Annotated in this window: 21 protein-coding genes and 2 tRNA genes; 14 read left to right on the forward strand and 9 right to left on the reverse strand. The window is 29.4% G+C overall.

The genetic code is table 11. The features are described from left to right. Positions 1-76 precede the first annotated feature (76 nt). The 3 genes from C4S75_RS03880 to C4S75_RS03890 all read right to left on the reverse strand — a co-directional run bounded on the left by C4S75_RS03880 (position 77) and on the right by C4S75_RS03890 (position 3396). Positions 77-1204 carry a metallophosphoesterase gene (locus tag C4S75_RS03880; protein WP_105297013.1) on the reverse strand — a complete coding sequence of 376 codons (1128 nt, stop codon included), beginning with the start codon at positions 1202-1204 and terminating at the stop codon, positions 77-79. Between the two features lie 227 nt (positions 1205-1431). After that, entirely contained in the window at positions 1432-2817 is a 1386-nt protein-coding gene (gene glmM, locus C4S75_RS03885; RefSeq protein WP_105297014.1) for a phosphoglucosamine mutase, read from the reverse strand. Between the two features lie 24 nt (positions 2818-2841). Next, positions 2842-3396 (reverse strand): TlpA disulfide reductase family protein, encoded by a 555-nt coding sequence (locus tag C4S75_RS03890; RefSeq protein ID WP_105297015.1) that lies wholly within the window; start codon positions 3394-3396, stop codon positions 2842-2844. 214 nt (positions 3397-3610) lie between these two features. Here C4S75_RS03890 and C4S75_RS03895 point away from each other — a divergent pair, with 214 nt between their 5' ends. From C4S75_RS03895 to C4S75_RS03910, 4 genes are all read left to right on the forward strand, one after another. Next, the gene (locus C4S75_RS03895; protein WP_105297016.1) at positions 3611-3874 is read left to right on the forward strand and encodes a hypothetical protein; all 264 of its coding nucleotides are present in this window, start codon (positions 3611-3613) and stop codon (positions 3872-3874) included. Positions 3875-3918: 44 nt separating this feature from the next. Beyond that, complete coding sequence (locus C4S75_RS03900) at positions 3919-4548, forward strand: YceI family protein (protein WP_105297017.1); 630 nt, start codon at positions 3919-3921, stop codon at positions 4546-4548. 332 nt (positions 4549-4880) lie between these two features. Beyond that, positions 4881-4954: transfer RNA gene (locus C4S75_RS03905), tRNA-Asp, on the forward strand. Positions 4955-5007: 53 nt separating this feature from the next. After that, positions 5008-5081: transfer RNA gene (locus C4S75_RS03910), tRNA-Asp, on the forward strand. A gap of 273 nt (positions 5082-5354) precedes the next feature. Here the strand turns inward: C4S75_RS03910 and C4S75_RS03915 are convergent. Beyond that, the gene (locus C4S75_RS03915) at positions 5355-5663 is read right to left on the reverse strand and encodes a hypothetical protein (RefSeq protein ID WP_105297018.1); all 309 of its coding nucleotides are present in this window, start codon (positions 5661-5663) and stop codon (positions 5355-5357) included. A gap of 225 nt (positions 5664-5888) precedes the next feature. After that, the gene (locus C4S75_RS03920; RefSeq protein WP_105297019.1) at positions 5889-7919 is read right to left on the reverse strand and encodes a dihydrofolate reductase; all 2031 of its coding nucleotides are present in this window, start codon (positions 7917-7919) and stop codon (positions 5889-5891) included. A gap of 493 nt (positions 7920-8412) precedes the next feature. On the opposite strand from C4S75_RS03920, the gene rlmH reads away from it, so the two are divergent. The 5 genes from rlmH (at position 8413) to asnB (ending at position 13236) form a co-directional block, all read left to right on the forward strand. Next, positions 8413-8886: a 23S rRNA (pseudouridine(1915)-N(3))-methyltransferase RlmH gene (gene rlmH / locus C4S75_RS03925; protein ID WP_105297020.1), complete on the forward strand. Its 474-nt coding sequence runs from the start codon at positions 8413-8415 to the stop codon at positions 8884-8886. Next, positions 8879-9688 carry a CPBP family intramembrane glutamic endopeptidase gene (locus tag C4S75_RS03930; protein WP_105297021.1) on the forward strand — a complete coding sequence of 270 codons (810 nt, stop codon included), beginning with the start codon at positions 8879-8881 and terminating at the stop codon, positions 9686-9688. The genes rlmH and C4S75_RS03930 overlap by 8 nt, the downstream gene beginning before the upstream one ends. After that, entirely contained in the window at positions 9673-10245 is a 573-nt protein-coding gene (gene rdgB, locus C4S75_RS03935) for an RdgB/HAM1 family non-canonical purine NTP pyrophosphatase (RefSeq protein WP_105297087.1), read from the forward strand. The genes C4S75_RS03930 and rdgB overlap by 16 nt, the downstream gene beginning before the upstream one ends. 160 nt (positions 10246-10405) lie before the next feature. Continuing rightward, complete coding sequence (locus tag C4S75_RS03940) at positions 10406-11350, forward strand: MBL fold metallo-hydrolase (RefSeq protein ID WP_105297022.1); 945 nt, start codon at positions 10406-10408, stop codon at positions 11348-11350. A 221-nt stretch (positions 11351-11571) separates the two neighbouring features. Continuing rightward, positions 11572-13236 carry an asparagine synthase B gene (asnB, locus tag C4S75_RS03945; protein WP_105297023.1) on the forward strand — a complete coding sequence of 555 codons (1665 nt, stop codon included), beginning with the start codon at positions 11572-11574 and terminating at the stop codon, positions 13234-13236. A gap of 48 nt (positions 13237-13284) precedes the next feature. On the opposite strand, the gene C4S75_RS03950 is transcribed toward asnB, so the two are convergent. Continuing rightward, positions 13285-14127 (reverse strand): glycosyltransferase, encoded by an 843-nt coding sequence (locus tag C4S75_RS03950; protein ID WP_105297024.1) that lies wholly within the window; start codon positions 14125-14127, stop codon positions 13285-13287. Positions 14128-14570: 443 nt separating this feature from the next. Further along, positions 14571-15857: an N-acetylmuramoyl-L-alanine amidase gene (locus C4S75_RS03955; RefSeq protein WP_146105557.1), complete on the reverse strand. Its 1287-nt coding sequence runs from the start codon at positions 15855-15857 to the stop codon at positions 14571-14573. A 22-nt stretch (positions 15858-15879) separates the two neighbouring features. Here C4S75_RS03955 and C4S75_RS03960 point away from each other — a divergent pair, with 22 nt between their 5' ends. Genes C4S75_RS03960 through C4S75_RS03970 form a run of 3 tightly spaced genes read left to right on the forward strand, consistent with a single transcriptional unit; the run spans position 15880 to position 19331 of the window. After that, entirely contained in the window at positions 15880-18492 is a 2613-nt protein-coding gene (locus C4S75_RS03960; RefSeq protein ID WP_105297026.1) for a putative LPS assembly protein LptD, read from the forward strand. A 23-nt stretch (positions 18493-18515) separates the two neighbouring features. Beyond that, positions 18516-18893 (forward strand): RidA family protein, encoded by a 378-nt coding sequence (locus C4S75_RS03965; RefSeq protein WP_221404051.1) that lies wholly within the window; start codon positions 18516-18518, stop codon positions 18891-18893. 6 nt (positions 18894-18899) lie between these two features. Then, positions 18900-19331, forward strand: coding sequence for a hypothetical protein (locus C4S75_RS03970; protein ID WP_105297028.1), 432 nt, complete (start codon positions 18900-18902; stop codon positions 19329-19331). Positions 19332-19333: 2 nt separating this feature from the next. Here the strand turns inward: C4S75_RS03970 and C4S75_RS03975 are convergent, their stop codons facing one another. Both C4S75_RS03975 and xerD read right to left on the reverse strand, forming a co-directional pair. Beyond that, complete coding sequence (locus tag C4S75_RS03975; protein WP_105297029.1) at positions 19334-19822, reverse strand: YkgJ family cysteine cluster protein; 489 nt, start codon at positions 19820-19822, stop codon at positions 19334-19336. Positions 19823-19860: 38 nt separating this feature from the next. Then, positions 19861-20769: a site-specific tyrosine recombinase XerD gene (gene xerD, locus C4S75_RS03980; protein WP_105297030.1), complete on the reverse strand. Its 909-nt coding sequence runs from the start codon at positions 20767-20769 to the stop codon at positions 19861-19863. A gap of 451 nt (positions 20770-21220) precedes the next feature. Here xerD and C4S75_RS03985 point away from each other — a divergent pair, with 451 nt between their 5' ends. After that, positions 21221-21547 (forward strand): nucleotide pyrophosphohydrolase, encoded by a 327-nt coding sequence (locus C4S75_RS03985; protein WP_105297031.1) that lies wholly within the window; start codon positions 21221-21223, stop codon positions 21545-21547. Further along, on the forward strand, positions 21544-22737 hold the full coding sequence (locus C4S75_RS03990; RefSeq protein WP_105297032.1) for a 3-phosphoshikimate 1-carboxyvinyltransferase: 1194 nt from the start codon (positions 21544-21546) through the stop codon (positions 22735-22737). The genes C4S75_RS03985 and C4S75_RS03990 overlap by 4 nt, the downstream gene beginning before the upstream one ends. Positions 22738-22807: the final 70 nt, after the last annotated feature.

Raw genomic sequence — 22807 nt, forward strand, 5'->3', positions numbered from 1 at the left:
ATAAATTAATAATATAATGAACGGGAAAAGGACGTTCTATTGTTTAAAATTTTAAAAATAACATTTAAATTTAAAATTAATATTTGGTTGAATCTTGTAAAAAATCTACGACTACATATTCAGAATTGGTTCCTATTCTGAATCTTCCACCCCAAATTCCGATTCCGGAACTTACATAGATATGAGTTTTACCTTTTTTTAAATATCCATGAGATTTTTCGAATATGGATTTAGTAATTAAAGAAATCGGCCAAACTTGTCCTTGATGGGTATGTCCTGAAAATTGTACGTCTACTTGATTAAGCTCGGATTCTTCCAGATGATAGGGCTGATGATCTAAAACAATTATAGGTTTAGAGGAATCAAGATCTTTAATTAATTCATTAAGAGGCTTTCTAGAACTATTGGTACGATCATCTCTTCCCACAATATAAAAACTATTTTCAATTAAAATTGAAGAGTCTCTAAGTAAATGAATACCGGCATTTTTAATAAAATCTATACTTTCAGTAATTCCACTTATATATTCATGATTTCCTAAGCAACTGTAAATACCTAAACGGGATTTTATATTTTTAAAGTGCTTTTCTAATAAAAAATGCTGTAAAGGCTTAACATTAGTGTCAATGATATCTCCTACTATAAGAACTAAGTCAGGTTTTTCTTTATTAATTTTATTAATCCAGCTTTTCAGTTCATTTCCCTGAATGGCATAACCCAAATGAAGGTCGCTGATCATTACAATTTTTAAAGGTTTAATTAACTTTTTATCGGTTGTTAATTTTAAATAAATTCTCCTTTTATTAAAATAATTTCTATATCCATAGAAACCTATACAAACCACTAAGCATAAAATCAAGATAATACCGTAGTTGTAATTAAAGAAATTTTCAGGTATAAATTCACCAAACTTATTTAATAAAAGTAATCCATCATAAATAAGAAAAAGTAAAAAGGAGTATAAAAGAACAACCGGCCAACTAGTAGAAATTTTATATAAAATCGTTGCGAATGTTAATGATAATTTTTTTGAGAAAAGTAAAAATAATATAAAAGATGAGGGAAGAAAAAATACCAGTAAGAAAAAAATGCTTTTTACAAAAATTGATTGTTCAGGTAGTAAGGAATATATATGATAAAAAGTATAAAAGTTAGCTAAAAAGTATAAAAATATGGTAAACGAAAATAAAAAAATTTTTTTCATAGAACCTTTGTTTGTCTAATTTTTATTAAGATAGCTAACTTTCATTTCAATCAAATTTAATTTTTATGAATCAAAAATATTTTACTATAATTAAATAAAGCAGATTAAATGATTTTAAAAGATTAAAAAAATTATATAAATCAGAATAAATTAAACAGTCTATTTAGTCTATTTTATTTAAAAATTGATTTCAAGTATAATTTTTAATCACCTGTATAATCATTATTTTAGTTAGATACCTGCTTTATTTCTTCTATAAACCTATCTGCCAATTGATCGGCTTCTTGTTGCGTAGGAGCTTCAGTATATATACGGATGATAGGTTCTGTATTTGATTTTCTTAAGTGTACCCAATTATCGGAAAAATCGATCTTCAATCCATCATAGGTTTTTATATCTTCATTTTTATATTTTTCGGTTAATTTTTGTAAAATAACATCTGTATTAATTTCAGGACTTAAATCAATTTTTTTCTTTCCCATAAAATAGGAAGGATAAGTATTCCTCAGTTGCTTAATAGTAATCTTTCTTTCAGCAAGATAGGATAGAAAAAGGGCAATTCCAACTAATGAATCACGACCATAGTGTAATTCAGGATATATAATACCTCCATTACCTTCCCCTCCGATACGCGCGTTGATATCCTTCATCTTTGTTACTACATTAACTTCTCCAACTGCCGAAGCATGATATTCTTGCTTGTATTTTTCTGAAATATCTCGTAATGCCCGTGAAGATGATAAATTAGAAACCGTAGCTGAAGGAGTTTTACTTAAAACGTAATCTGCAACAGCAACTAATGTATATTCTTCACCAAACATGGTTCCATCTTCGCATATAAATGCTAAGCGATCTACATCCGGATCCACAACTATTCCAAAATCCGCTTGTTCTTTAGGAACTCTTTTCATTATTTCGCCTAAATTAACTTCCAACGGTTCGGGATTATGTGGAAAATGGCCGTTGGGTGTACAATACATTTCGACTACTTCAACTCCTAATTTTTCTAATAAGGGAAGAACCGATATACCTCCTGTAGAATTTACTGCATCAACCACCACTTTAAAGCCTGCTTTTTTTATAAAGTCAACGTTCACTAAAGGCAGTTCCAATATTTTGTTTATATGATGCTCTATTGCTTTGTCTTCTTTTATATACGATCCTAAATAATCCACTTCAACAAAATCAAAATCTTCAGCATCAGCTATGTTTAATAATTCTTTACCTTCTTTATCGGATATGAATTCACCTTTAGCATTCAGTAGTTTTAACGCATTCCATTGTTTAGGATTATGACTTGCCGTTAAAATAATTCCTCCGTCTGCTTGTAAATATGGAACCATAATTTCCACCGTTGGAGTTGTCGAAAGTCCTAAATCAACAACATCTATTCCTACTCCCTGTAAAGTGGATGAAACTAATTCGGAGATCATTTGACCGGAGATCCGTGCATCTCTCCCTAGTACTACTTTAATTTTTTCTTTATTTACTTTTCTTTTTAACCAAGTTCCATAAGCCGAAGCAAATTTTACGGTATCAATCGGTGTAAGATTTTCTCCTATTTTACCCCCTATTGTTCCTCGAATTCCTGATATACTTTTAATTAACGGCATAGATATTTTCTTTTATTCTTATGATTATTTTGAATATTCTTCAATTTTACTTAAAATGAATTCTTTGGAAAGATTTCCTAAAAATCCCTCTTTTTTATTTCCTTTTTGTATAACTGTTACCGGTATACCCCCTTCTAAATCAGGACTAATCGTTCCAATATGGTCTCTCATTTCTTTTGAGGATATATTGTATACGTTTTTCATTTTATTTTTTTGCACAAATGATTGTAATGTACTTTGGGTATCTATTTGATCGATGCTTACAAAGATAAATTTTACTTTTTCATGGGCGTATTTCTCTTGAAGAGACACAAAATCAGGTATTTCTTTAACACAAGGAGGACACCACGTTGCCCAGTAATTGGTAATATATATAGTATCACTCTTCGTATTTAATAAACTTTGAATTTTTGAAAAATCGGACTTGATTATTTTAGTTTCTTGATTACTTACTTCAATTTCCGAATGATCTACAGTAGTTTCATGAGTTTGTTTTGAACTCTGCTCTTTACCAGTATTTTTTTCTTTACAGGAAACTAGTAAGGCAAGGCTGAATAGTACTACATATATTTTTTTCATTTAACTATTTTATTTACAAAAGTAATCATTTAAAAGTTCAAATTTTTATTTTATAAAATCAATCATATAGTTTACGTAAAAAAGAAACATATTTTTTTAAAGTGTTTTTACACGTATTGTTTATAAATTATATCGCAGAATATTACTCTTTATTTTTATAAATAAAAGAGACCGTAATTGCTATTTTTTTTATATTTGATAAAATTAAATGTTTATGAAAAAAAATTTTTATGTTATAGCAATCCTTACTTGTGGATTGATTTCATGTGATAAATATTCAAGCGGTAATAAAAATATTATTCCTGCCAATATTGAACAAAATGTAAATTCACATTCTCAAACAAATGATACTCTAAAAAAATCTTCTATAGTTATTGATTCTTTAAAAAGTGAATCTACAAAAGATTCCTTAATGAAAAAAAATCTTACCCAAGATTCATTGCATCCTACGAAAACTGTTATAAAAAAAGGTAACTAATTATTTTATTTATTGAATAATTTTTTACTAATAAAACTTTTAAGATGTTATATAATAAATATATTAGTTTAATTTTATCCGTTACACTTATTTTGTTTTCTTGCGGAGATAATAAGAGTAATAAATCTACCTCGACTCCTGACGTAAAAAGCGTTGAAACTACAACACAACAAATTAAACCTCAAGGAAAAGAATCCGGTTTCAAAAAAGAATTAGTATGGACGGCTTATAAAACTCCCAAAAAAGTACCTGTAAGTGGTAGTTTTAAAAATATTTCTTTAACCAACACCAAAGAAGATAAACCTTTGGATGAATCATTGGAAGGAGCAAAATTTTATATTGATGGAACAACGGTTTCTACCGGTGACACATCCAGAGATGGAAACTTAACTTTATTTTTTTTTAAGAGATTATCCTCTCCTGAAATTTATGGATCATTTGGGAAATTTGAAAACAATAAGGTGAAGATCTCCTTAACTTTAAATGGAAAAACAATAACCAAAGAATTTTCATATAAACTTGACAAAAAAATGATGATGATTCAAGGTTCAATCGACGTATTAAAAGATTTTAATTCTGAAAGAGCATATACCAGCTTGCATAGAGCTTGTTATGATCTGCATGAAGGTAAAACTTGGACAGAAGTTGATTTAATGGTTTTTATTTCTAAATAATACTTGTTATCTACAATTAAGTTTGTTTGCGACAAGTTAAACCTAAAATAGTATCAATCACAATTAAACAATACGTAATTAATTTAGATACATTAGATGATTGATTCAGTACCTATTAATCGATAAATAATAAAATTAAAAAAAAACAGTGTTTATTTCATTTATTATTTTATTGAAATTCATAGATTTAATAGTATTAAATGAGATTAATTACTTTAAAAATCGTTATTTGTAGCAAAAAATATGAATTTTTCAATCAAAAAAGTTTGTGAAATTGAAAAATGAGTTTATCTTTGCACCACTGAAATTATTAAAAATAAGTCTTCAGAAAAGATCCGGTAGTTCAGTTGGTTAGAATACCTGCCTGTCACGCAGGTGGTCGCGGGTTCGAGTCCCGTCCGGATCGCTAAGAAACATAAATTTCTTTATTTTTTTATTGCACACCATGCAATCTACCCTGATCCGGTAGTTCAGTTGGTTAGAATACCTGCCTGTCACGCAGGTGGTCGCGGGTTCGAGTCCCGTCCGGATCGCTAAAATTTAAACTTCATTTTCATATTAATTTCTATTAATCCCTTTTTTTATTTATTAGTATTTAACTATGAAGACTCTTAATATAGATTTCTAATGATCTTATTTTTGTTTAGAATTTAATTATTATAAGAGTTGTTTGCATGGATATCTACCCTATTTACTAATTACTATAATAAAGCATTAATTCAATTTTTTTTTTTTTAACCACTTTTGTATATGATCCGCAATTTCAATATTATTAAGGTCTGACATAATAAAATGCGTATTTCCATTTATTCCAATGTCCGCAAATGAATAACAGTTACATCTCCGCCGTTCTCATTTACTAATTTTGCCCATTTTCTGGCGGAAATCAACATTTCTCTCCAAAAATTTTGCGAATAAGCAGTAGTTTTTTCTTTGAGAATAAAATCTCCATAAATAATATGAATATAGGCATATGGGTTAATTTCATAAATTGATTCATGGGTATACTTTCCCCCTATTTCTTTCGAAAAACTAAATGCACCTTTTTTAGAATAGTAACAAGATTTCCATTTCGGTAATTTATATAAAAAAACTGAATGAGATATATTTAGCAAATCTAAGAATGAATTTTATTTTAGGATAAATTATTTTAAAAATATTTTATCTCTAATCCAAATAGTATACTAATCAAAAGGAAAACTTTATAAATAATTTGTCTGAAAATTAAATAGGATTTCTATTTAATATATAAGTGTATAAAATAAAGCATACCAAAAAATAAAACGACTTTACTTCCGGTCGGTAAGTAGAGTCGTTTTGTATTGTAAGTATTTTAATTTTTAATTTTCAAGAGGAAGGAATCCATAATTTTTAGAGTAGAACAACATTTCTACTGCAAATGATTCCGGATAAGTAACTTCAATGTCAGTTATTTCTCCTTGTTCATTGGTTTTAGGAACTAAAATAGGATTGATGAAACCTTTATAAGCAGCGGTATTAAATTTAGAGTTTCTTTTTAAAACTTCTGCATGTAATTCTTTATCCACTTTTACTCCATACGTTTCCACTAAATTTTTTGCAGCATTATAATCTCCTTCAGATTTAATTCTTTGAGTTTCTTTCAGTAATTCTCCAAATAAATTATGAAGCTTTTCGTAATCATTAATTTTAAAATAGGTTTTACCGTCTTTAACCACTTTTTCAATTACATTATCTTTTTTACCTTTTTCATATGCCCACGCACTTACCCATTGACGATTTCTCATATGTGCTTCTTCTATATCTCTTCCCGGTTCAATTCTAACTAATTGAGTCATTAATCCGTTTCGTATATAATCATTATAAGCTGTCATTCCTACTTTCTTCCAGTCATCTACTAATCCAAGCTTTTGTAATTCCGGATCATATAAATAATACAACCCTACTAAATCTGCTCTTCCCTCTTCCATTGTAGATGCATAGCTTTTTAAAGTTTCCTTAGGGGTTCCGACTCCTTGATTAATTTGTCCAGAAGCATGACCCACAACTTCATGTAAAGCTGTATGCAGTTTATCTGCTAATTCTCCGTATTTTTCTGATAATTCTATTTCTTCTTGGCTGTATGCAAATTCTTTTAATTTTTCACTTCCTCCGGCTAAATTATAAGCGTCTATAATATTACCTAAAGAAACCGACTTTGAGCCATATTCCGCACGGATCCAATCCGCATTAGGTAAATTTACTCCAATTGGAGTACTGGGTGAAGAATCCCCCGCTTCTGATGCTACATTAACTGTTTTATACGATATCCCTACTACATTTTTCTTTTTATGTTCCGGCATTAAAGGAGAATGATCTTCAAACCATTGCGCATTTTTGGATATAACTTCCATTTTTGCCGACATGTCAAAATCCTTGATTTGAACGATATTTTCATAAGATCCTTTATGACCAAGGGGATCATTATACACCTCTACAAATCCGTTTATATAATCTATATTTCCTTTAGTTGCTTTAAGCCATGCGATATTATAATCATCCCAAGTTTTTAAATCTCCTGTTTTGTAATATTCAATTAAAAGTTTTAATGCATCTCCCTGTTCTTTATTTTCAGCTACGGTAACAGCCTTATCCAACCAATAGATTATTTGGTCAATAGCTGAACCGTACATTCCCCCGCTTTTCCAAATCTTTTCTTCTAAAGAACCTTTGCTGTCTTTAACTAATTGAGAGTTTAAACCAAAAGATAAGGGACGAGAAGCATCCGGACTTTTTTTAGCTGAATAATATTTCTCCACTTCTTTTTCGGTAATTCCTTCTCCATAAAAATTTACTGCAGATCCTGAAATCAACCCTTTGGATTCATCAAGATTTACTTTTTTAGAATCTTTTTCATTGAATAAAATGGAAACGATCTGCGAATCCAATGAAGTTTGAGTTTCTTTCAATAACTCCTCAAAATATGCTTGGGTAAATTCAGGCATAATTTTATCGTTAGAATAATGATGATGAATCCCATTTGAAAACCATACCCTTTTTAAATATACTTCAAAATTGTTCCAATCTTTTGAGGTTTTATCTCCTTTATAATTTTGATAGATGGATTCTAATGCTTTTCTTATTTTCAAATTATATTTATAGTTTTGGTCCCAAAGGATATCTCTACCAGCTAATCCGGCTTGAGAAAGATAATAGACCAATTTTTTTTCATTTAAAGACAACTTATCCCATTCAGGTATTCGATATCTTAAAACTTCAATATCGGCAAAACGATCGACTTTATAATTAAAATCTTCTTCACTAATTTTTTCGGTTTGCTCTGAATGTTTTGATTCACAAGACCCCAAAATTATTGAGGCAGCAAGAATACCCGCAACAATATTAATTTTCATCTTTATAATGTTTATATGTTAATTATGTTAACAAAGATAAAAAACTATATGATAAGGAGAGTATAGTTCTCAAAATTATTATAAAATGAATGGGATAAGTTTGTAATTAAAAAATAATACTCAATACGTTATATAGAAATCTTTAAAGAATAATACTTTTTAATAAAACTGATATAAGAACCTTCTATAAAACTATTTACCAATACAATTGGTATTTATATCTAAATTCTCTAAACGGGGAAAATACTGGCATACTCTTCTAATTCTAAATTAAGGACGCAATCTATTTAAAAATGAAAGTTATTATCTCAATCAAGAAAAATATATTACAAAAGAGTATTCATAAACTAAATTTAATTTTAAATGTTTAGAACTTATATTATTTAGAAATGGGTAAGTATATTATTACTAAATTTTTTTATTAAATACAGGCTTAACAAAAAGAAGACTTTATTTATAAATAATCTTCTATTTTTGTAGTTATTAATGTGGCATGAAAATTACATTATTATCGATTGGCAAAACCAATTCTAAAGAATTAGTATTTCTAATGGAAAATTTAGAAAAACGCTTACCCGCTTTCATAAAATTTGAACGTAAAGAATTGCCGGATGTAAAAAATTCCAAAAATCTATCAGAAAATGAATTAAAAAATGCGGAAGCAGAGTCCATTCTTTCTTTTTTGGATTCGGGAGATACACTCATAATTTTAGATGAAAAAGGCAAAGAGTTTACTTCGACTGAATTTTCATCATATCTGGAAAAGCAAATGAATAATTCTGTTAAACATTTAGTTTTTTGTATCGGAGGAGCTTATGGATTTTCTGACAAAATTTATAATCTAAATCCTCAAAAACTAGCTTTATCCAAAATGACATTTACGCATCAGATGGTGCGTTTGTTTTTCGTTGAACAATTATATCGCGGCTTTAGTATTTTACAAGGTAAACCTTATCACAATGAATAATTATCTTAAATTAAAATGGTATGACATAGTTTTAGCTCTTATCTTATTTTTTTTGGGAGCTTTGGTACTAAGTCCTCTATTTTCAATTCTAGCTAAAAAACTACATACCAATCCCTACGTTTTTACCCCGATTCTAACCATTGGAAATTATTTTATCGTCTTTTTAGTCTATTATTTGGTGGGATTGAAACCCAGAAAAGAACGTTTTATAATCAGTTACTCACTTAAGAATAGTAAACTCTTCCCTATTGCCCTTTTGTTATTTTTTGGACAATATTTAGTTTCAGAATTTTTAACCGGATTAATACCTACTCAAGGCGGATTATTCGAAAAAATGTATAGAACCATGTCGTATGCCTTATTGGGTAATGCCGGTAATTATCCCATAATTACCTTTATATCGGTATGTATTGTTGCTCCAATTTTTGAAGAATTATTTTTTAGGGGATTTATTTTAAAGGGAATGCTCAATAATCAAATTAAACCGCAAAAGGCTATTTTAATATCCGCCTTAATTTTTGGAGGAATCCATATATTTCCTTGGCAGGTAGTTGGTGGAATTTTAGCCGGAATTGTCTTGGGAATAACTTTCTATAAAACAGGTTCACTGCTTACTTGCACACTACTTCATTGCATTAATAATACGATAGGTTTTATATTTTTTATGCGATATAAATCATTGGAATCACCCGAATTAGGTTTTAGTAATTTTACTCTGTTCATTGTTGGTATTATTATAATAGCTATATTTGGATGCATTTATATGAAATTAACAAAAAATCAATCATGGAAATCCTATTAGCTACACAAAACGAACATAAAAAAGCTGAAATAATTGAAATTTTACCCGAAAATTTTCAACTTAAAACCTTTGCTGATTATAATTTTGAAGGCGAAATTGAAGAAACAGGTACCACTTTCCGTGAAAATGCTTTTATTAAAGCTAAATTCGGATATGATTTAACTCATATACCTTGTTTTGCTGATGACAGCGGATTAGTAGTTGAAGCATTAAATGGAGAACCCGGAATCTATTCTGCGCGTTATGCAGGCACCGGATCTTTTGATGATAATATTTCTAAAGTGCTAAAAAGTATGCAAAATAGTACCAATAGAAAAGCTTATTTTATAAGCGTAATCTGTTGGGTAAATAATGAAGAAGTTAAATATTTTGAAGGTAAAATTTTTGGAACTATTACCACTGAAATCAAGGGGGATGGAGGTTTCGGATATGATCCAATATTCATTCCTGACGGATATTTGAAAAGTTTCGCAGAATTTTCACCTAAAGAAAAAAATATGATAAGTCACAGAGCTATTGCTTTACGAAGATTTACCAATTTTTTAAAGTTATATTAGTTAATTTCCTACTATAAATGATCCGTTATATTTTTTTACTTTAATTTAAGCAATTACTGAATTTCATTTTCTTAGCATACGTTGATATTAACATTAATGGAAAGATGCAAGAGACTTATGTAAAAATATATCAGTTATAATTTGATTTAAAAATAGGTTCATGAAAAAATATTTTCTAAAAATATGTTTTGCAGTAACTATAATTACCTCGGCTCAAAATTTAGAGATCGTTCCATTAGGAGTTTACGGAGGAAGTAACGAAAGTAATCTTTCTTCTTATCTAATTGCTGAAGAAAAAACAACCAATTATTTAGCTTTGGATGCCGGAACTATTTATAGTGGTATTAATAAAGCAATTGAAAAAGGAACCTTTACCAATACTACAATTGAAAATGTATTAAAAGATAACATCAAAGGATATTTTATATCTCATGGCCATTTAGACCATTTATCAGGAATGTTGATTAACTCTCCCGAAGATTCCTCCAAGCCAATTTATGCAAGTAAGGAAACCATAGAAGTTTTAAAAAATAAATATTTTACCAATGCTGCTTGGATCAATTTTGCCAATGAAGGCGAAAGTCCAATTCTTAATAAATATCAATATATATACACAGAAATAGGAAAAGCATTTCCTATTCTTAATACTCATTTAACGGGAACAGTTTATGAATTAAGTCATGTAAAACCACTTAAAAGTTCCGCCATTTTAATGGAAAATAATACCCAAGCAGTTTTATATTTTGGCGATACCGGAGCAGACAGAATTGAAAAATCCGATAATCTCAATAAGATCTGGAACCTTATGGCTCCTAAAATTAAATCAGGAAAATTAAAAACCTTTCTGATTGAAGTTTCTTTTCCTAATTCTCAACCTGAAGAATTATTGTTTGGTCATTTAACGCCCAACTTACTAAATGAAGAAATGAAAAAATTAGCTCAATTAGTAGGAAAAAAAAATATGAAAAAGCTAACAATTATTGTTACCCATATCAAACCTAAAGGAAATCATGAACAAATAATTAAGGAACAATTAGTTATCCATAATCCATATTCTATCAATTATATATTTCCTACACAAGGAGAGCGTATCATTTTGAAATAGGTGATGAAAATAAGAATCTATTTCTGAAAAATATTTTTACAGTTTATTATTTCAAACATTTCACATTCTCAATCTAAACTTATTTTTGTGTTTTACCATCAAAAAGTTTATAAAATAAATTAAAACCAATAAATAAATTTATTTTAAAAATAAAAATTACAAATTATATTTACATTTAAGCTAATTTACTTTAATTTTACAAAAATTAATAAACAAAAAAAATGTGTGGATTTGTAGGAATTTTCGATTTAAAAGAAGCCGGTGAAACATTAAGGCCTCAGGCTTTAAAAATGGCAAAAAAAATTCGTCATAGAGGTCCGGATTGGTCCGGAATCCATTGCGATAAAAATGCAATCCTTGCTCATGAAAGATTATCCATTGTTGACATTGCTTCCGGTGGCCAACCCTTATATAGCAGCGATAAAAAATTGATATTAGCCGTAAACGGTGAAATTTACAATCATAAAGAAATTAGAAAGAAATTTGAAGGAAAATACGATTTCCAAACTTTATCTGACTGTGAGGTTATTTTAGCTTTATATAAAGAAAAAGGGGTCAAATTATTTGAAGATATTACAGGAATTTATGCCTTCGTTTTATATGATCAAGAAAAAGATGCCTATTTAGTTGGAAGGGATCATATGGGAATTATTCCTTTATATATGGGATATGATGAAAAAGGGCAATTTTATGTAGCCAGTGAACTCAAATCGTTGGAAGGAGTTTGTCCGGATATCAAAGAATTTGAACCGGGAAAATACTTATACAGTCCGGACGGAGAAATAAAAACTTGGTATCATAGAGATTGGATGAATTTTGATTCTGTTAAAGACAATATTTCTGACATTCAAAAATTAAGAAAAGGATTAGAAGATTCTGTACACAGACAGTTGATGTCTGATGTTCCTTACGGTGTTCTTCTATCCGGTGGATTAGACTCATCCATTATTTCAGCTATTGCAAAAAAATATGCTAGTAAACGAGTGGAAGATAACAATAATTCGGATGCTTGGTGGCCTCAACTGCATTCCTTTGCTGTCGGACTAAAAGGTGCTCCGGATTTGTTGGCAGCCAGAAAAGTGGCAGACCATATCGGCACCGTACATCATGAAATTCATTTTACCATTGAAGAAGCTTTAGATGCGATCAGTGATGTCATTTATCATATTGAAACCTACGATGTTACAACGGTTCGGGCTTCTACCCCCATGTATTTATTAGCCAGATATATAAAATCCATGGGAGTAAAAATGGTATTATCGGGAGAAGGATCCGATGAACTTTTCGGCGGATATTTATATTTCCACAAAGCACCTGATGCTCAAGCATTTCATGAAGAAACCGTCAGAAAATTAGATAAACTCCACCTTTACGACTGTCTTCGTGCCAATAAATCCTTAATGGCTTGGGGCGTAGAAGGGCGGGTTCCTTTCTTGGACAGAGAGTTCATGGATATTGCTATGACATTAAATCCTAAAGATAAAATGTGCGGAAACGGAAAAATTGAAAAGCATATTTTAAGAGAAGCATTTGAAGATTATTTACCTGAAGAAGTTGCTTGGAGACAAAAAGAACAATTCTCTGACGGAGTGGGTTACTCCTGGATTGATACATTAAAAGAAACGGCTAATAAAAAAGTTTCTGATAAACAAATGGAAAGAGCTTCCGAACGCTTTCCAATAAATCCACCGATGTCAAAAGAAGAATATTGGTTCAGAAGCATATTTGAAGAACATTTCCCGTCTCAAGCAGCAGCACAAACGGTTCCTTCTGTACCTTCTGTAGCCTGTAGTTCTGCCGTAGCTTTAGAATGGGATGAAGCATTTAAAAATAACCCTGATCCATCAGGTAGAGCCGTAAAAACGGTGCATACTGATGCTATTTAGATCAAAATTTCTCTTTCATGGCTTTTATTATGAATAATAAAAGCCATTTTATTCTACTACTATCCCATTTGGAAATAGGTTTTTCTTTTTTAGATAATTAAATATTTTTGGAAAAAATATGCGTAAAAAGAGTTTTATCTTTAATTTTCTATTTTCTCTTACAGATTGTACAACATAATCACTTATGGTTTCTTGATTAAATACAGAAGCAGGAATTTTACTTTTTAAAGTTTTAATGGCTTCATTATAATTGGTTGCTTTGCTTTGACTTAATGATTTTCCATCATGAATTCTTCTATATTTGTATAAGGGTTGATTAAAATAATAAAAGCTATAATTTTTAACTGCAGCTCTTGACCAGAAATCCCAATCTTCTGCATACGACAAAGTTACATCATAGCCCCCATTATCCTCCCATACCCTTTTTTTATAAATACTTGAATTGGGTAAAAAACATCCGCTATTTATTAAGCGTAAACGATTATATTTTCCTGATTTATTGTACCTGTTTTCACTTCCGAAAATTATATAATCTCCATAGAGAATGTCAATAGTTGGATCTTGAACCATCTTGTGTAGGGCTTGATCATAATAATTGCCATTCATTATATCGTCCGAATCGAAAGCTAATATATATTGGCCTTTTGCATTTTCAATACCCTTGTTTCTTGCCCTGGCTACTCCTCCATTTTCTTGAGTTATAATTGTATATTTTTCATTGTAATCTTCCAATATTTTTAAAGTCTCCGAATCTGTTGATCCGTCATTTACTAATATTACTTCATAAGGACATGAAAAATTTACCTCTTCAATACTTTTAATAGTTTCCTTCAAATAAATTCCTGAATTAAAAACCGGAACAACTATAGATAAAATAGGATTTTCTTTCATATTACAAAAGTAATTTTTTTATGGGATTGAATTTTATATTCCAAAAAAATAAAATTAAGATCATTACCATGATGATAAATTATCTGTTTTAGTGATCCTTAATTTTATTAGTTTTAAATACAATATACGTATGCATATTTTTACAATTGATTCATATACTTTATACTATCTTTTGATTTTGCAATTGGTAAAATATGGATAATCGGAACCGAGCTTTATTTAAAAAATAGGTTGAATGAACAATTTAATAACGGTTTGGTTTTTTAAGAAATTTGATCAAAGTTATAAATTTAAATAGTTATCAATAAGCTCAATAAAGAGGATCTATTGGGAAACTTTAGACATCTTATATAATGGATATTTTTAAACTCATGAATTTATGAGTAAAAAAATTTATAACCTTAGTAAAAAGTTTATATCTTATATTAATTTACTAATTCAAATTACGATAAAGTTTTCGAAATGATAGCATCTGAAAATCCTATTTTTTTATAGATTTCCAATAATTTTTTGGCTGAATCGTAATTACTCACTTTCCCGCTGGTATATATGTACAAATTGTTATCCGTTTTTTGTCTTATTACATTATTTAATCCCTTGAAAATAGCATCTCTTTCTCTGTATTTTTTAGGTGATACAAATAATTCAATGGTATAGTACAGACCGGTTACCACTTCTTTTTCATTAAATTCAACTATAGAAGCATCTGTAAACCCGGCTTCTTTGGCAATTTTTAATGTCGCTTCACTTTCAGATCGTAAATTGGTACTTCCTGCATAATATATATACTTACCGTTTGATTTAACAATTTCAACATTTTTCATGCCTCTAAGTTGCAAGGAATTAGGACTGTATCTATTGAATGATGCTAAGAATTGTACCTTTAGTGATAAGTTACTGTCCACCGGGTTTTCAACAACTTGTTGAATTTCTTCCTCCGCTTTTTTCTCTGATTTTTTATCGTATTCTTTTTTATAGCTTAAAAAAGCTTCGTATATATCTTTAGCTATAATATTTTGTCCTTCTTCTGAAGCTAAATATTGCCCTTCTTGAGGATTAGAGATAAATCCGGTTTCAATTAATACTGAAGGCATGGCTGTTTGAACTAAAACCAAAAAACCGGCTTGTTTTACCCCTCTGGAAAATCGATTTTCTTTTTTAAAATTATTTTCCACATAGCTGGCCATTTTTAAACTGTTTTCTAAATATATGTTTTGCATCAATGTGAGGCCTATTACCGATTCGGGTGATGAGGGGTTGAATCCTTCATAAGTCGTTTGATAATCTTTTTCCATATAAATAACCTCATTTTCCCTTTTTGCAACATCAAAATTATCTCTATTTCGATGAGCTCCCAGAACAAAGGTTTCCGTACCGTACGGGGCACTTTTAGGGCTTGAATTACAGTGTATGGAAATAAATAAGTTGGCTTTTCCTTTATTGGCAATATCTGCGCGGGTCATTAATGGAATAAATTCATCTGTCTTTCGAGTATAAATAACTTCTACATCTTTATTATTATTTTCAATCATGGCTCCAACTTTTAAAACCAATGAAAGATTTACATCTTTTTCATTGGCATAGGCTCCTCTGGCACCATTATCATGTCCGCCATGTCCGGCATCCAAAACTAAGGTAAAATCTTTTTTTTGTGAAGATAAAGAGCCGGTGAAAAAAATTAAAGTTATTAGAAGTATATTTTTTAAGTTAAATATTGTTAAAACTCTCATTAATTCTTTTTTTTGATTAATTTTGACAGCAAAATTTTTTCTGAATTTATATGCTTTGATCAATTCAAGTTTCAAATATAATATACTTTATTTATTTTTTCTAATTTTTAACATTCTCTTAGCACAGGAAAAAAGAGTTAAAACCCTTTCTGACACTATAAAAATCCCTACTGATTCTTTATCAGTCAATAAAGAAAAGCTTGAAAATATTGTGGACACTAAAGGGGATGAAATTCGTAATGTTTTCTCAAAAAAATTAACCTATCTGATCCATAATGCACAGGTCAGCTATCAGGATATGACCATTAAGGCAGATTATATTGTTATGGATTGGAATACCGGAGACATTTTAGCTCGTGGAAAAGTGGACAGTTTAGGAAGAATTATTGATAATATAAAATTTATTCAGGGAGGAAAAGAGTATGAATATACAGAAGCCCAATTTAATATGAATACCAAACAAGGTACGGCTTTTAATATTCGAACGGAAGAAGATGAAATGGCAATTATTGCCAAGAAAGCCAAAAGAATGAATGATGAAGAATATTATATGAGGGGGGGATTTATGACTACGGATGAATATTTTAAAGCAAAAAAAGATTCTATTCCTGATTATGGATTATCGACTAATAAAATGAAAGTTATTACCGGTAAAAATCAAAAAACCATCATTGCAGGACCTACCACGATGTATATTGAGCAAGTACCGACTCCGTTCATTTTACCCTTTTTATATTTGCCTTCTACGGGCAGCAATCGACAGGCGGGAATTTTAATCGGAACGTTCGGTGAACGGCAAAATAAAGGATTTTATTTGGAAAGATGGGGAATTTATGTTCCCATTGGTGAATATTTGGACTTAGAAAGCCGTTTTGGATTTTACACAAAAGGTAGCTGGATGATTGATAATCGATTAAGGTATTTGAATCGTTACAAATATTCCGGTAATTTAAATTTTATTTATGAAAAAAATATAAACAGTACGAAAGGACTGGATGATTATTCAGAAATTGAAAATTATCGTATTACCTGGTCTCATTTACAAGATGCCAAAGCCAATCCAAATTTATCTTTTAACGCATCGGTAAATTTTATGAGTCAGAATTACTACAACAACAGTATATATAATCAAAATGCTTTACATGGTAATGTAAATAATAATCAGACTTCATCATCAATTTCCTTGGTTAAAAGATTTAATAATAATCCTTTAACTATTTCACTTAATACCTCCGCTTCGCAAAATATTTCAACCGGCGATGTAACCATGGTACTTCCTAATGTAACGGTTACTATGCCTCAAATTTATCCTTTTAAACCTAAATCAGGACCTAAGAAAACCATTTGGCACAATATCTATATGGATTATAAAATGAATCTTCAAAATTCATTGAATACGACTACTGATGATATGTTTACGTCAAAAATGTTTAAAAACTCTAATAACGGAATGAAAAATTCCACCAGTTTTGGTACTACTTCCACACTTTTTAATTATTTTCAATTAGGTATCAATGGTAATTATCGAGAAATCTGGACTACAAAGACTATTAGAAGGGACTATAATGCTTCTATGGATAAGGTTGAAACGTTTAATAAAGATGGATTTAAAACTTTCCGAACTTTTGACGGGTCCCTTAATTTAACAACGACTTTGTATGGTATCGCCAACTTTAAAAAAGGAAGTATGATTCAGGCAATCCGTCATATGATATCTCCTACGGTTAGTTACGGATATATGCCTGACTTCTCTAAAGATTCCTGGGGATATTACGGTACGTACACAGATAAAGATGGAAAAAAAGTAAAATATTCTTATTTTGAAGGAAATGTCATGGGTAATCCTTCCAATTATGAAAACAGTGCCATAAATATTTCCCTTGCTAACAATCTTGAAATGAAGGTTAGAAATAAAAAAGAATCCAACGGCTTTAAAAAGATAAAAATATTCGAATCTTTAAATATCAATACATCTTATAATTTTGCTGCAGATTCTTTGAAATGGAGTCCTATTAATGCTTCGGGTTCTTCCTCTTTATTTAATTCTAAATTACGTGTTAATTATGCCATGAGGGTAAATCCTTATAAAATAGTATTTGATACTCCCGAATCAACAGTAGGTCATGCTATTGATAAGTTTGGATATTTTACTATTGCCAGTTACACTATGGGATTGAATTTTTCTTTGGATGAATCATTATTTGGTGAAAAGAAAGTAATTAAATATAAGAAGCAAGGAACGGTTAGATATGAAAAATATTACTTTGATGATGAAAATTACGCCCATTTCGATATGCCTTGGAAATTGGACGTAGGATTGAATTATGCTTCTACGAAAGAATATAATAGAAATACTAATGTTTCTGCTACGGTTAATCTTTCGGGAGAAATTTCCCCTTCTCCGTATTGGAAAATTACTGCATCTACTAATTACGATTTGGAAAGTAAAGAATTCGGATACACTCGACTAGGATTTATGAGAGATTTGAGAAGTTTTAATATTAATTTCAATTGGGTTCCCATTTCTTCAAGTTATAACAAGACATGGAGTTTTTACATAGGAGTGAAAGCGGCCATATTAAAAGATGCGGTAAAATACGAGGCTAAAAATTTCAATGACAATGCAAGTTTTTAAAAAATTTGTATATTTAATTCATGATTAAAAAAATAATTAATACTGAAAAAGCTCCTGCAGCTATTGGGCCTTATTCTCAAGCGATTAAGGTTAACAACTTTTTATTTGTTTCGGGACAAATACCGGTAAATCCGCAAACCGGAGAAATTCCTGCTTCCATTGATGATCAAACTCATCAGGTTATGAAAAATATTGAAGCAATTCTTTGTGAAGCTAATTTAAATTGGAATAATTTGGTTAAAACTACCATCTTTCTTCAAAATTTATCTGATTTTGCCACGATTAATGAAATATATGCTTCTTATTTTTCTGATGCATATCCGGCCCGTGAATGTGTACAAGTCTCAGCCTTACCCAAAAATGTTTTAATTGAAATTTCAGTTATTGCTACAGAATTATAAAACGAAATGATAAGAAATACTCTTGCAGTTATATCCGGGCTTTTAGTAGCCATTACAATAATTACTCTTTCTGTTATGATAAATTCTTATTGGATACCTTATAATTATAAAGGTCTTCCAATAGAATATTGGAGATCCATTGTTCGTACTGCTAAAGGCGAATTCTTTATAGCCTTATTAATTTCTTCCGGGATTGGTTCTCTATTAGGTGGAATAGTTTGCGCTTTATTAGTAAAAACAGCAAAAACTGCTTATGCTATGTTGATCGGATTTATACTTTTACTAACTGCTATTATTTCTGTTTTTACATTTAAAGGACATCCCACCTGGTATATAATAAGTATGTTTTTTATATTTTTTCCATTCTCTTGGCTGGGGGCTAAAATAGTGGAATGGTTACAAAATAAAAAAATAATTGATTCACAAAAAAACAAGTAATTCTACATTCGTATAGTTTTCATCAACAGCTCCACTACTTCATAAGCAGCCGGACATATGACTGTATTTTTTAACGTTAATTTATTAATCTGATAGAATTTTTTACGATCCGTATGAGGATATTCTTTACATGCTTTTGGACGAACTTCATAGATTGAACAATAATTGGAATTGTCTAAAAACGGGCAAGGCAATTGTTTAAATATCCAGTCATTATCCTCATCTTTATACAAATATTGATCTATAAAATCAATCGGTTTCATTCGTAAATATTTAGATATTCTTTCAATGTCTTTTTCTAAAAACAAGGGTCCGGTAGTTTTGCAACAATTAGCACATTGTAGGCAATCTATATGTGAGAAAACTTTATCATGAATTTCGATTAATTCTTGATCCAATTTTTTGGGCTTCTTATTTTTGAGTTTTTCTAAATATTTTTTGTGTTCTGAAGCTTTTTTTAACGCTTCGTTTTTGTATTTATCTAAATTCATTATACTTTTAAAGTGTGTATATTATTTAACTTAAAATATTAGCCCTTTTTAATTGAAAAAGGATGATATTTTTCTATCGTATCTCTTAGTTGTTGATTATCTAAATGGGTATATATTTCTGTTGTGGTAATACTTTCATGTCCCAGCATTTGCTGAATTGAACGTAAATCGGCTCCATTTTTCAGTAATACCGTTGCAAAAGAATGCCTGAATGTATGGGGGGAAACTTTCTTTTTAATTCCGGCCTTTTCTGCAATATTTTTTATTATTATAAAAATCATTTCACGTGTTAGCTGCCCTCCCCTTCTATTTAAAAAAAGTATATCTTCACATTTAGGTTTCGGGTTTAAATGAATACGAATTGAGTCTTTATAAAGATTTATATATTTAATCGTCCAATCCGATACAGGTACTAATCTTTGTTTATTCCCTTTTCCGATAACTCTAATAAAATTTTCATCTAAATATAAATCGGAAAGTCGTAAATTAATTAATTCTGAAACACGAAGGCCACATCCATATAATGTTTCAATAATGGTACGGTTTCTCTCTCCTTCTGATTGGGATAAGTCTATTGACTGTATTATAGTTAATAATTCTTCATGGCTTAGCACGTCAGGAAGATATAGGCCAATTTTAGGACTTTCGAGCAATTCTGCCGGATTATCTTGCCTTTTTTCTTCTATTTGCAAAAATTTAAAAAAAGATTTTAATGATGATATTACTCTAGCTTGAGACTTGGCTGAGGAAGATTTTTTTGCAAAATCATAAATAAAATCTTGAATTAAAAATCTATCTATAGTATATGGGGTTATGGTCGTATCATGTTCGATAAATTTTATTAGTTTTTTAATATCCCTAATATAAGCTAATTGTGTATTTTGAGAAAGGCCTTTTTCTAATAATAAATATTCTTGAAAATTATTTAATGCTAAGTTCCACTCCATGATAACAAAATTAAAATTTTATAAAAAAACTCTAATTTAATTTATTTAAATATTTTTCCTTATAACACAAAAAGAAAATAATTAAATAAATTATTTATATCTAAGAATATCAAATCAAAAAAATTAAAAATTCTATAATTTATTATTCAATGCGTAATGATTTACATTTCTAAAATTTATTTAATTTAGCTATTTAAAATATTGAATTATTTAGAGACTTTTAAAGTCTTTACCCTTTGGATTAGATAAATTTTTTTTAGCTATTATTTATATTGTTTAAATACATAACTATTTTAAAATATAATATTGTAAATATTAATATACTTAATGCTCTTTTAATTAAGGATTTTTTTTATACTAAATACCTAAGTTTTATAAGTTACAAATAAAAAAGATAAAGCTTTAAATAATCAATTATTTTATTAATTATAATTATTCTAAAAGTTTAAAAATGAGCTTAAAAGATATACAATTTCAAGTTGACCAATGGATTCAATCCTATGGTGTAAGGTATTTTAACGAATTAACCAATATGGCTCAACTCACTGAAGAAGTGGGAGAAGTTGCCAGAATTATATCCAGAAGATATGGAGAACAATCTGAAAAAGAGTCTGATAAAAACAAAGATTTAGGAGAAGAATTAGCTGATGTTATTTTCGTTGTAGCTTGTTTAGCCAATCAAACAGGAATTGATTTGGAAAAAGCTTTTCAAAAAAAATTAAAGACGACTACTCAACGCGACAATGATAGACATCATAACAATAAAAAGTTACAATGAGGGAAATTTCAATCAATCTTTCCGGTTCAAAAAGTATTACCAATCGTGTGTTAATACTTAATTCATTGTTCAATAATTCTCTACAACTACAAAACATATCGAAAAGCCAAGATAGCCAAATGATGAAAGAAGCTCTTTCTTCTAAAGAGCATTGCATTGATATACACCATGCCGGTACAGCTATGAGGTTTTTAACTGCATTTTTTTCAATTCAAGAAAATAGGGAAACTATCCTAACAGGTTCTCATCGAATGAAAGAACGCCCTATAAAAATTTTAGTGGATGCATTAAATCAGTTAGGAGCAAATATTTCATATGTTGAAAATGAAGGATATCCTCCGTTAGAAATTAAAGGGAAAGAAATCAAAAGTAATATTATTAAGTTACCATCTAATATCAGTAGTCAATATATAACTGCCTTATGTTTGATAGGAACTAAATTAGAAAAAGGTTTAGTTATAGAGTTGGAAGGTAAAATTACTTCAAAACCTTACATTACTATGACCCTCCAGATTTTGAATAAAATAGGAATTAAAACCTTGTTTAACCAAAATAAAATTACAATATACCCGGTCAGTGAGATAAAAAATCAACAATTTATAATTGAAAGTGATTGGTCCTCTGCGTCTTATCATTATTCTATATGTGCTTTAAGCGACAATTTAACTATTAAGTTAAAATATTTATTTGAAGATTCATTACAGGCAGATAGAAGAGCAGTGGAAATTTATCAAAAATTCTTTGGTATTACTACTACCTTTAATACAAACGAAATAACCTTAAATAAACAACCCAATTTTGAATATCCTGATTTTATAGAATTGGACATGAATGATTGTCCAGATATTGCGCAAACGGTTGCTTTAACTGCCTTTGGTCTATGTATTCCTATAAAAATTACCGGACTTGAAACTTTGAAAATTAAAGAAACCGATCGTTTAGTTGCACTTAAAAATGAAATAGAAAAATGTGGAGGAAAGGTAGAAATTACTGATAATTCTTTTACTCTTCTTAAAGTCAATTCTTTTAATGCTAATCAAAAAATTGAAACTTATAATGATCATCGAATGGCAATGAGTTTTGCTCCTTTAAAATTACTGTTTCCTTTAGAAATTAAAAATCCTGATGTAGTTGTAAAGTCCTATGTTGAATTTTGGAATGATATGAAATTTTATGGAATTAAAGTGTAAGACTCTTTTTTAAAGAATAATTTTTTAATTTTTAATATTTTACTAATATTAAATTAAAATAGTACCTTTG

It is taken from the genome of Apibacter sp. wkB309 (assembly GCF_002964915.1).
In the GTDB taxonomy this organism is placed as follows: Bacteria; Bacteroidota; Bacteroidia; order Flavobacteriales; family Weeksellaceae; genus Apibacter.

Coding starts and splice junctions, on each gene's coding strand:
- C4S75_RS03990 (WP_105297032.1), top strand. CDS start 21,544: ATGAGGGAAATTTCAATCAATCTTTCCGGTTCAAAAAGTATTACCAAT.
- glmM (WP_105297014.1), bottom strand. CDS start 2,817: ATGCCGTTAATTAAAAGTATATCAGGAATTCGAGGAACAATAGGGGGT.
- C4S75_RS03880 (WP_105297013.1), bottom strand. CDS start 1,204: ATGAAAAAAATTTTTTTATTTTCGTTTACCATATTTTTATACTTTTTA.
- rlmH (WP_105297020.1), top strand. CDS start 8,413: ATGAAAATTACATTATTATCGATTGGCAAAACCAATTCTAAAGAATTA.
- rdgB (WP_105297087.1), top strand. CDS start 9,673: ATGGAAATCCTATTAGCTACACAAAACGAACATAAAAAAGCTGAAATA.
- C4S75_RS03985 (WP_105297031.1), top strand. CDS start 21,221: ATGAGCTTAAAAGATATACAATTTCAAGTTGACCAATGGATTCAATCC.
- C4S75_RS03955 (WP_146105557.1), bottom strand. CDS start 15,857: ATGAGAGTTTTAACAATATTTAACTTAAAAAATATACTTCTAATAACT.
- C4S75_RS03920 (WP_105297019.1), bottom strand. CDS start 7,919: ATGAAAATTAATATTGTTGCGGGTATTCTTGCTGCCTCAATAATTTTG.
- C4S75_RS03970 (WP_105297028.1), top strand. CDS start 18,900: ATGATAAGAAATACTCTTGCAGTTATATCCGGGCTTTTAGTAGCCATT.
- xerD (WP_105297030.1), bottom strand. CDS start 20,769: ATGGAGTGGAACTTAGCATTAAATAATTTTCAAGAATATTTATTATTA.
- asnB (WP_105297023.1), top strand. CDS start 11,572: ATGTGTGGATTTGTAGGAATTTTCGATTTAAAAGAAGCCGGTGAAACA.
- C4S75_RS03900 (WP_105297017.1), top strand. CDS start 3,919: ATGTTATATAATAAATATATTAGTTTAATTTTATCCGTTACACTTATT.
- C4S75_RS03940 (WP_105297022.1), top strand. CDS start 10,406: ATGAAAAAATATTTTCTAAAAATATGTTTTGCAGTAACTATAATTACC.
- C4S75_RS03890 (WP_105297015.1), bottom strand. CDS start 3,396: ATGAAAAAAATATATGTAGTACTATTCAGCCTTGCCTTACTAGTTTCC.
- C4S75_RS03975 (WP_105297029.1), bottom strand. CDS start 19,822: ATGAATTTAGATAAATACAAAAACGAAGCGTTAAAAAAAGCTTCAGAA.
- C4S75_RS03930 (WP_105297021.1), top strand. CDS start 8,879: ATGAATAATTATCTTAAATTAAAATGGTATGACATAGTTTTAGCTCTT.
- C4S75_RS03895 (WP_105297016.1), top strand. CDS start 3,611: ATGAAAAAAAATTTTTATGTTATAGCAATCCTTACTTGTGGATTGATT.
- C4S75_RS03950 (WP_105297024.1), bottom strand. CDS start 14,127: ATGAAAGAAAATCCTATTTTATCTATAGTTGTTCCGGTTTTTAATTCA.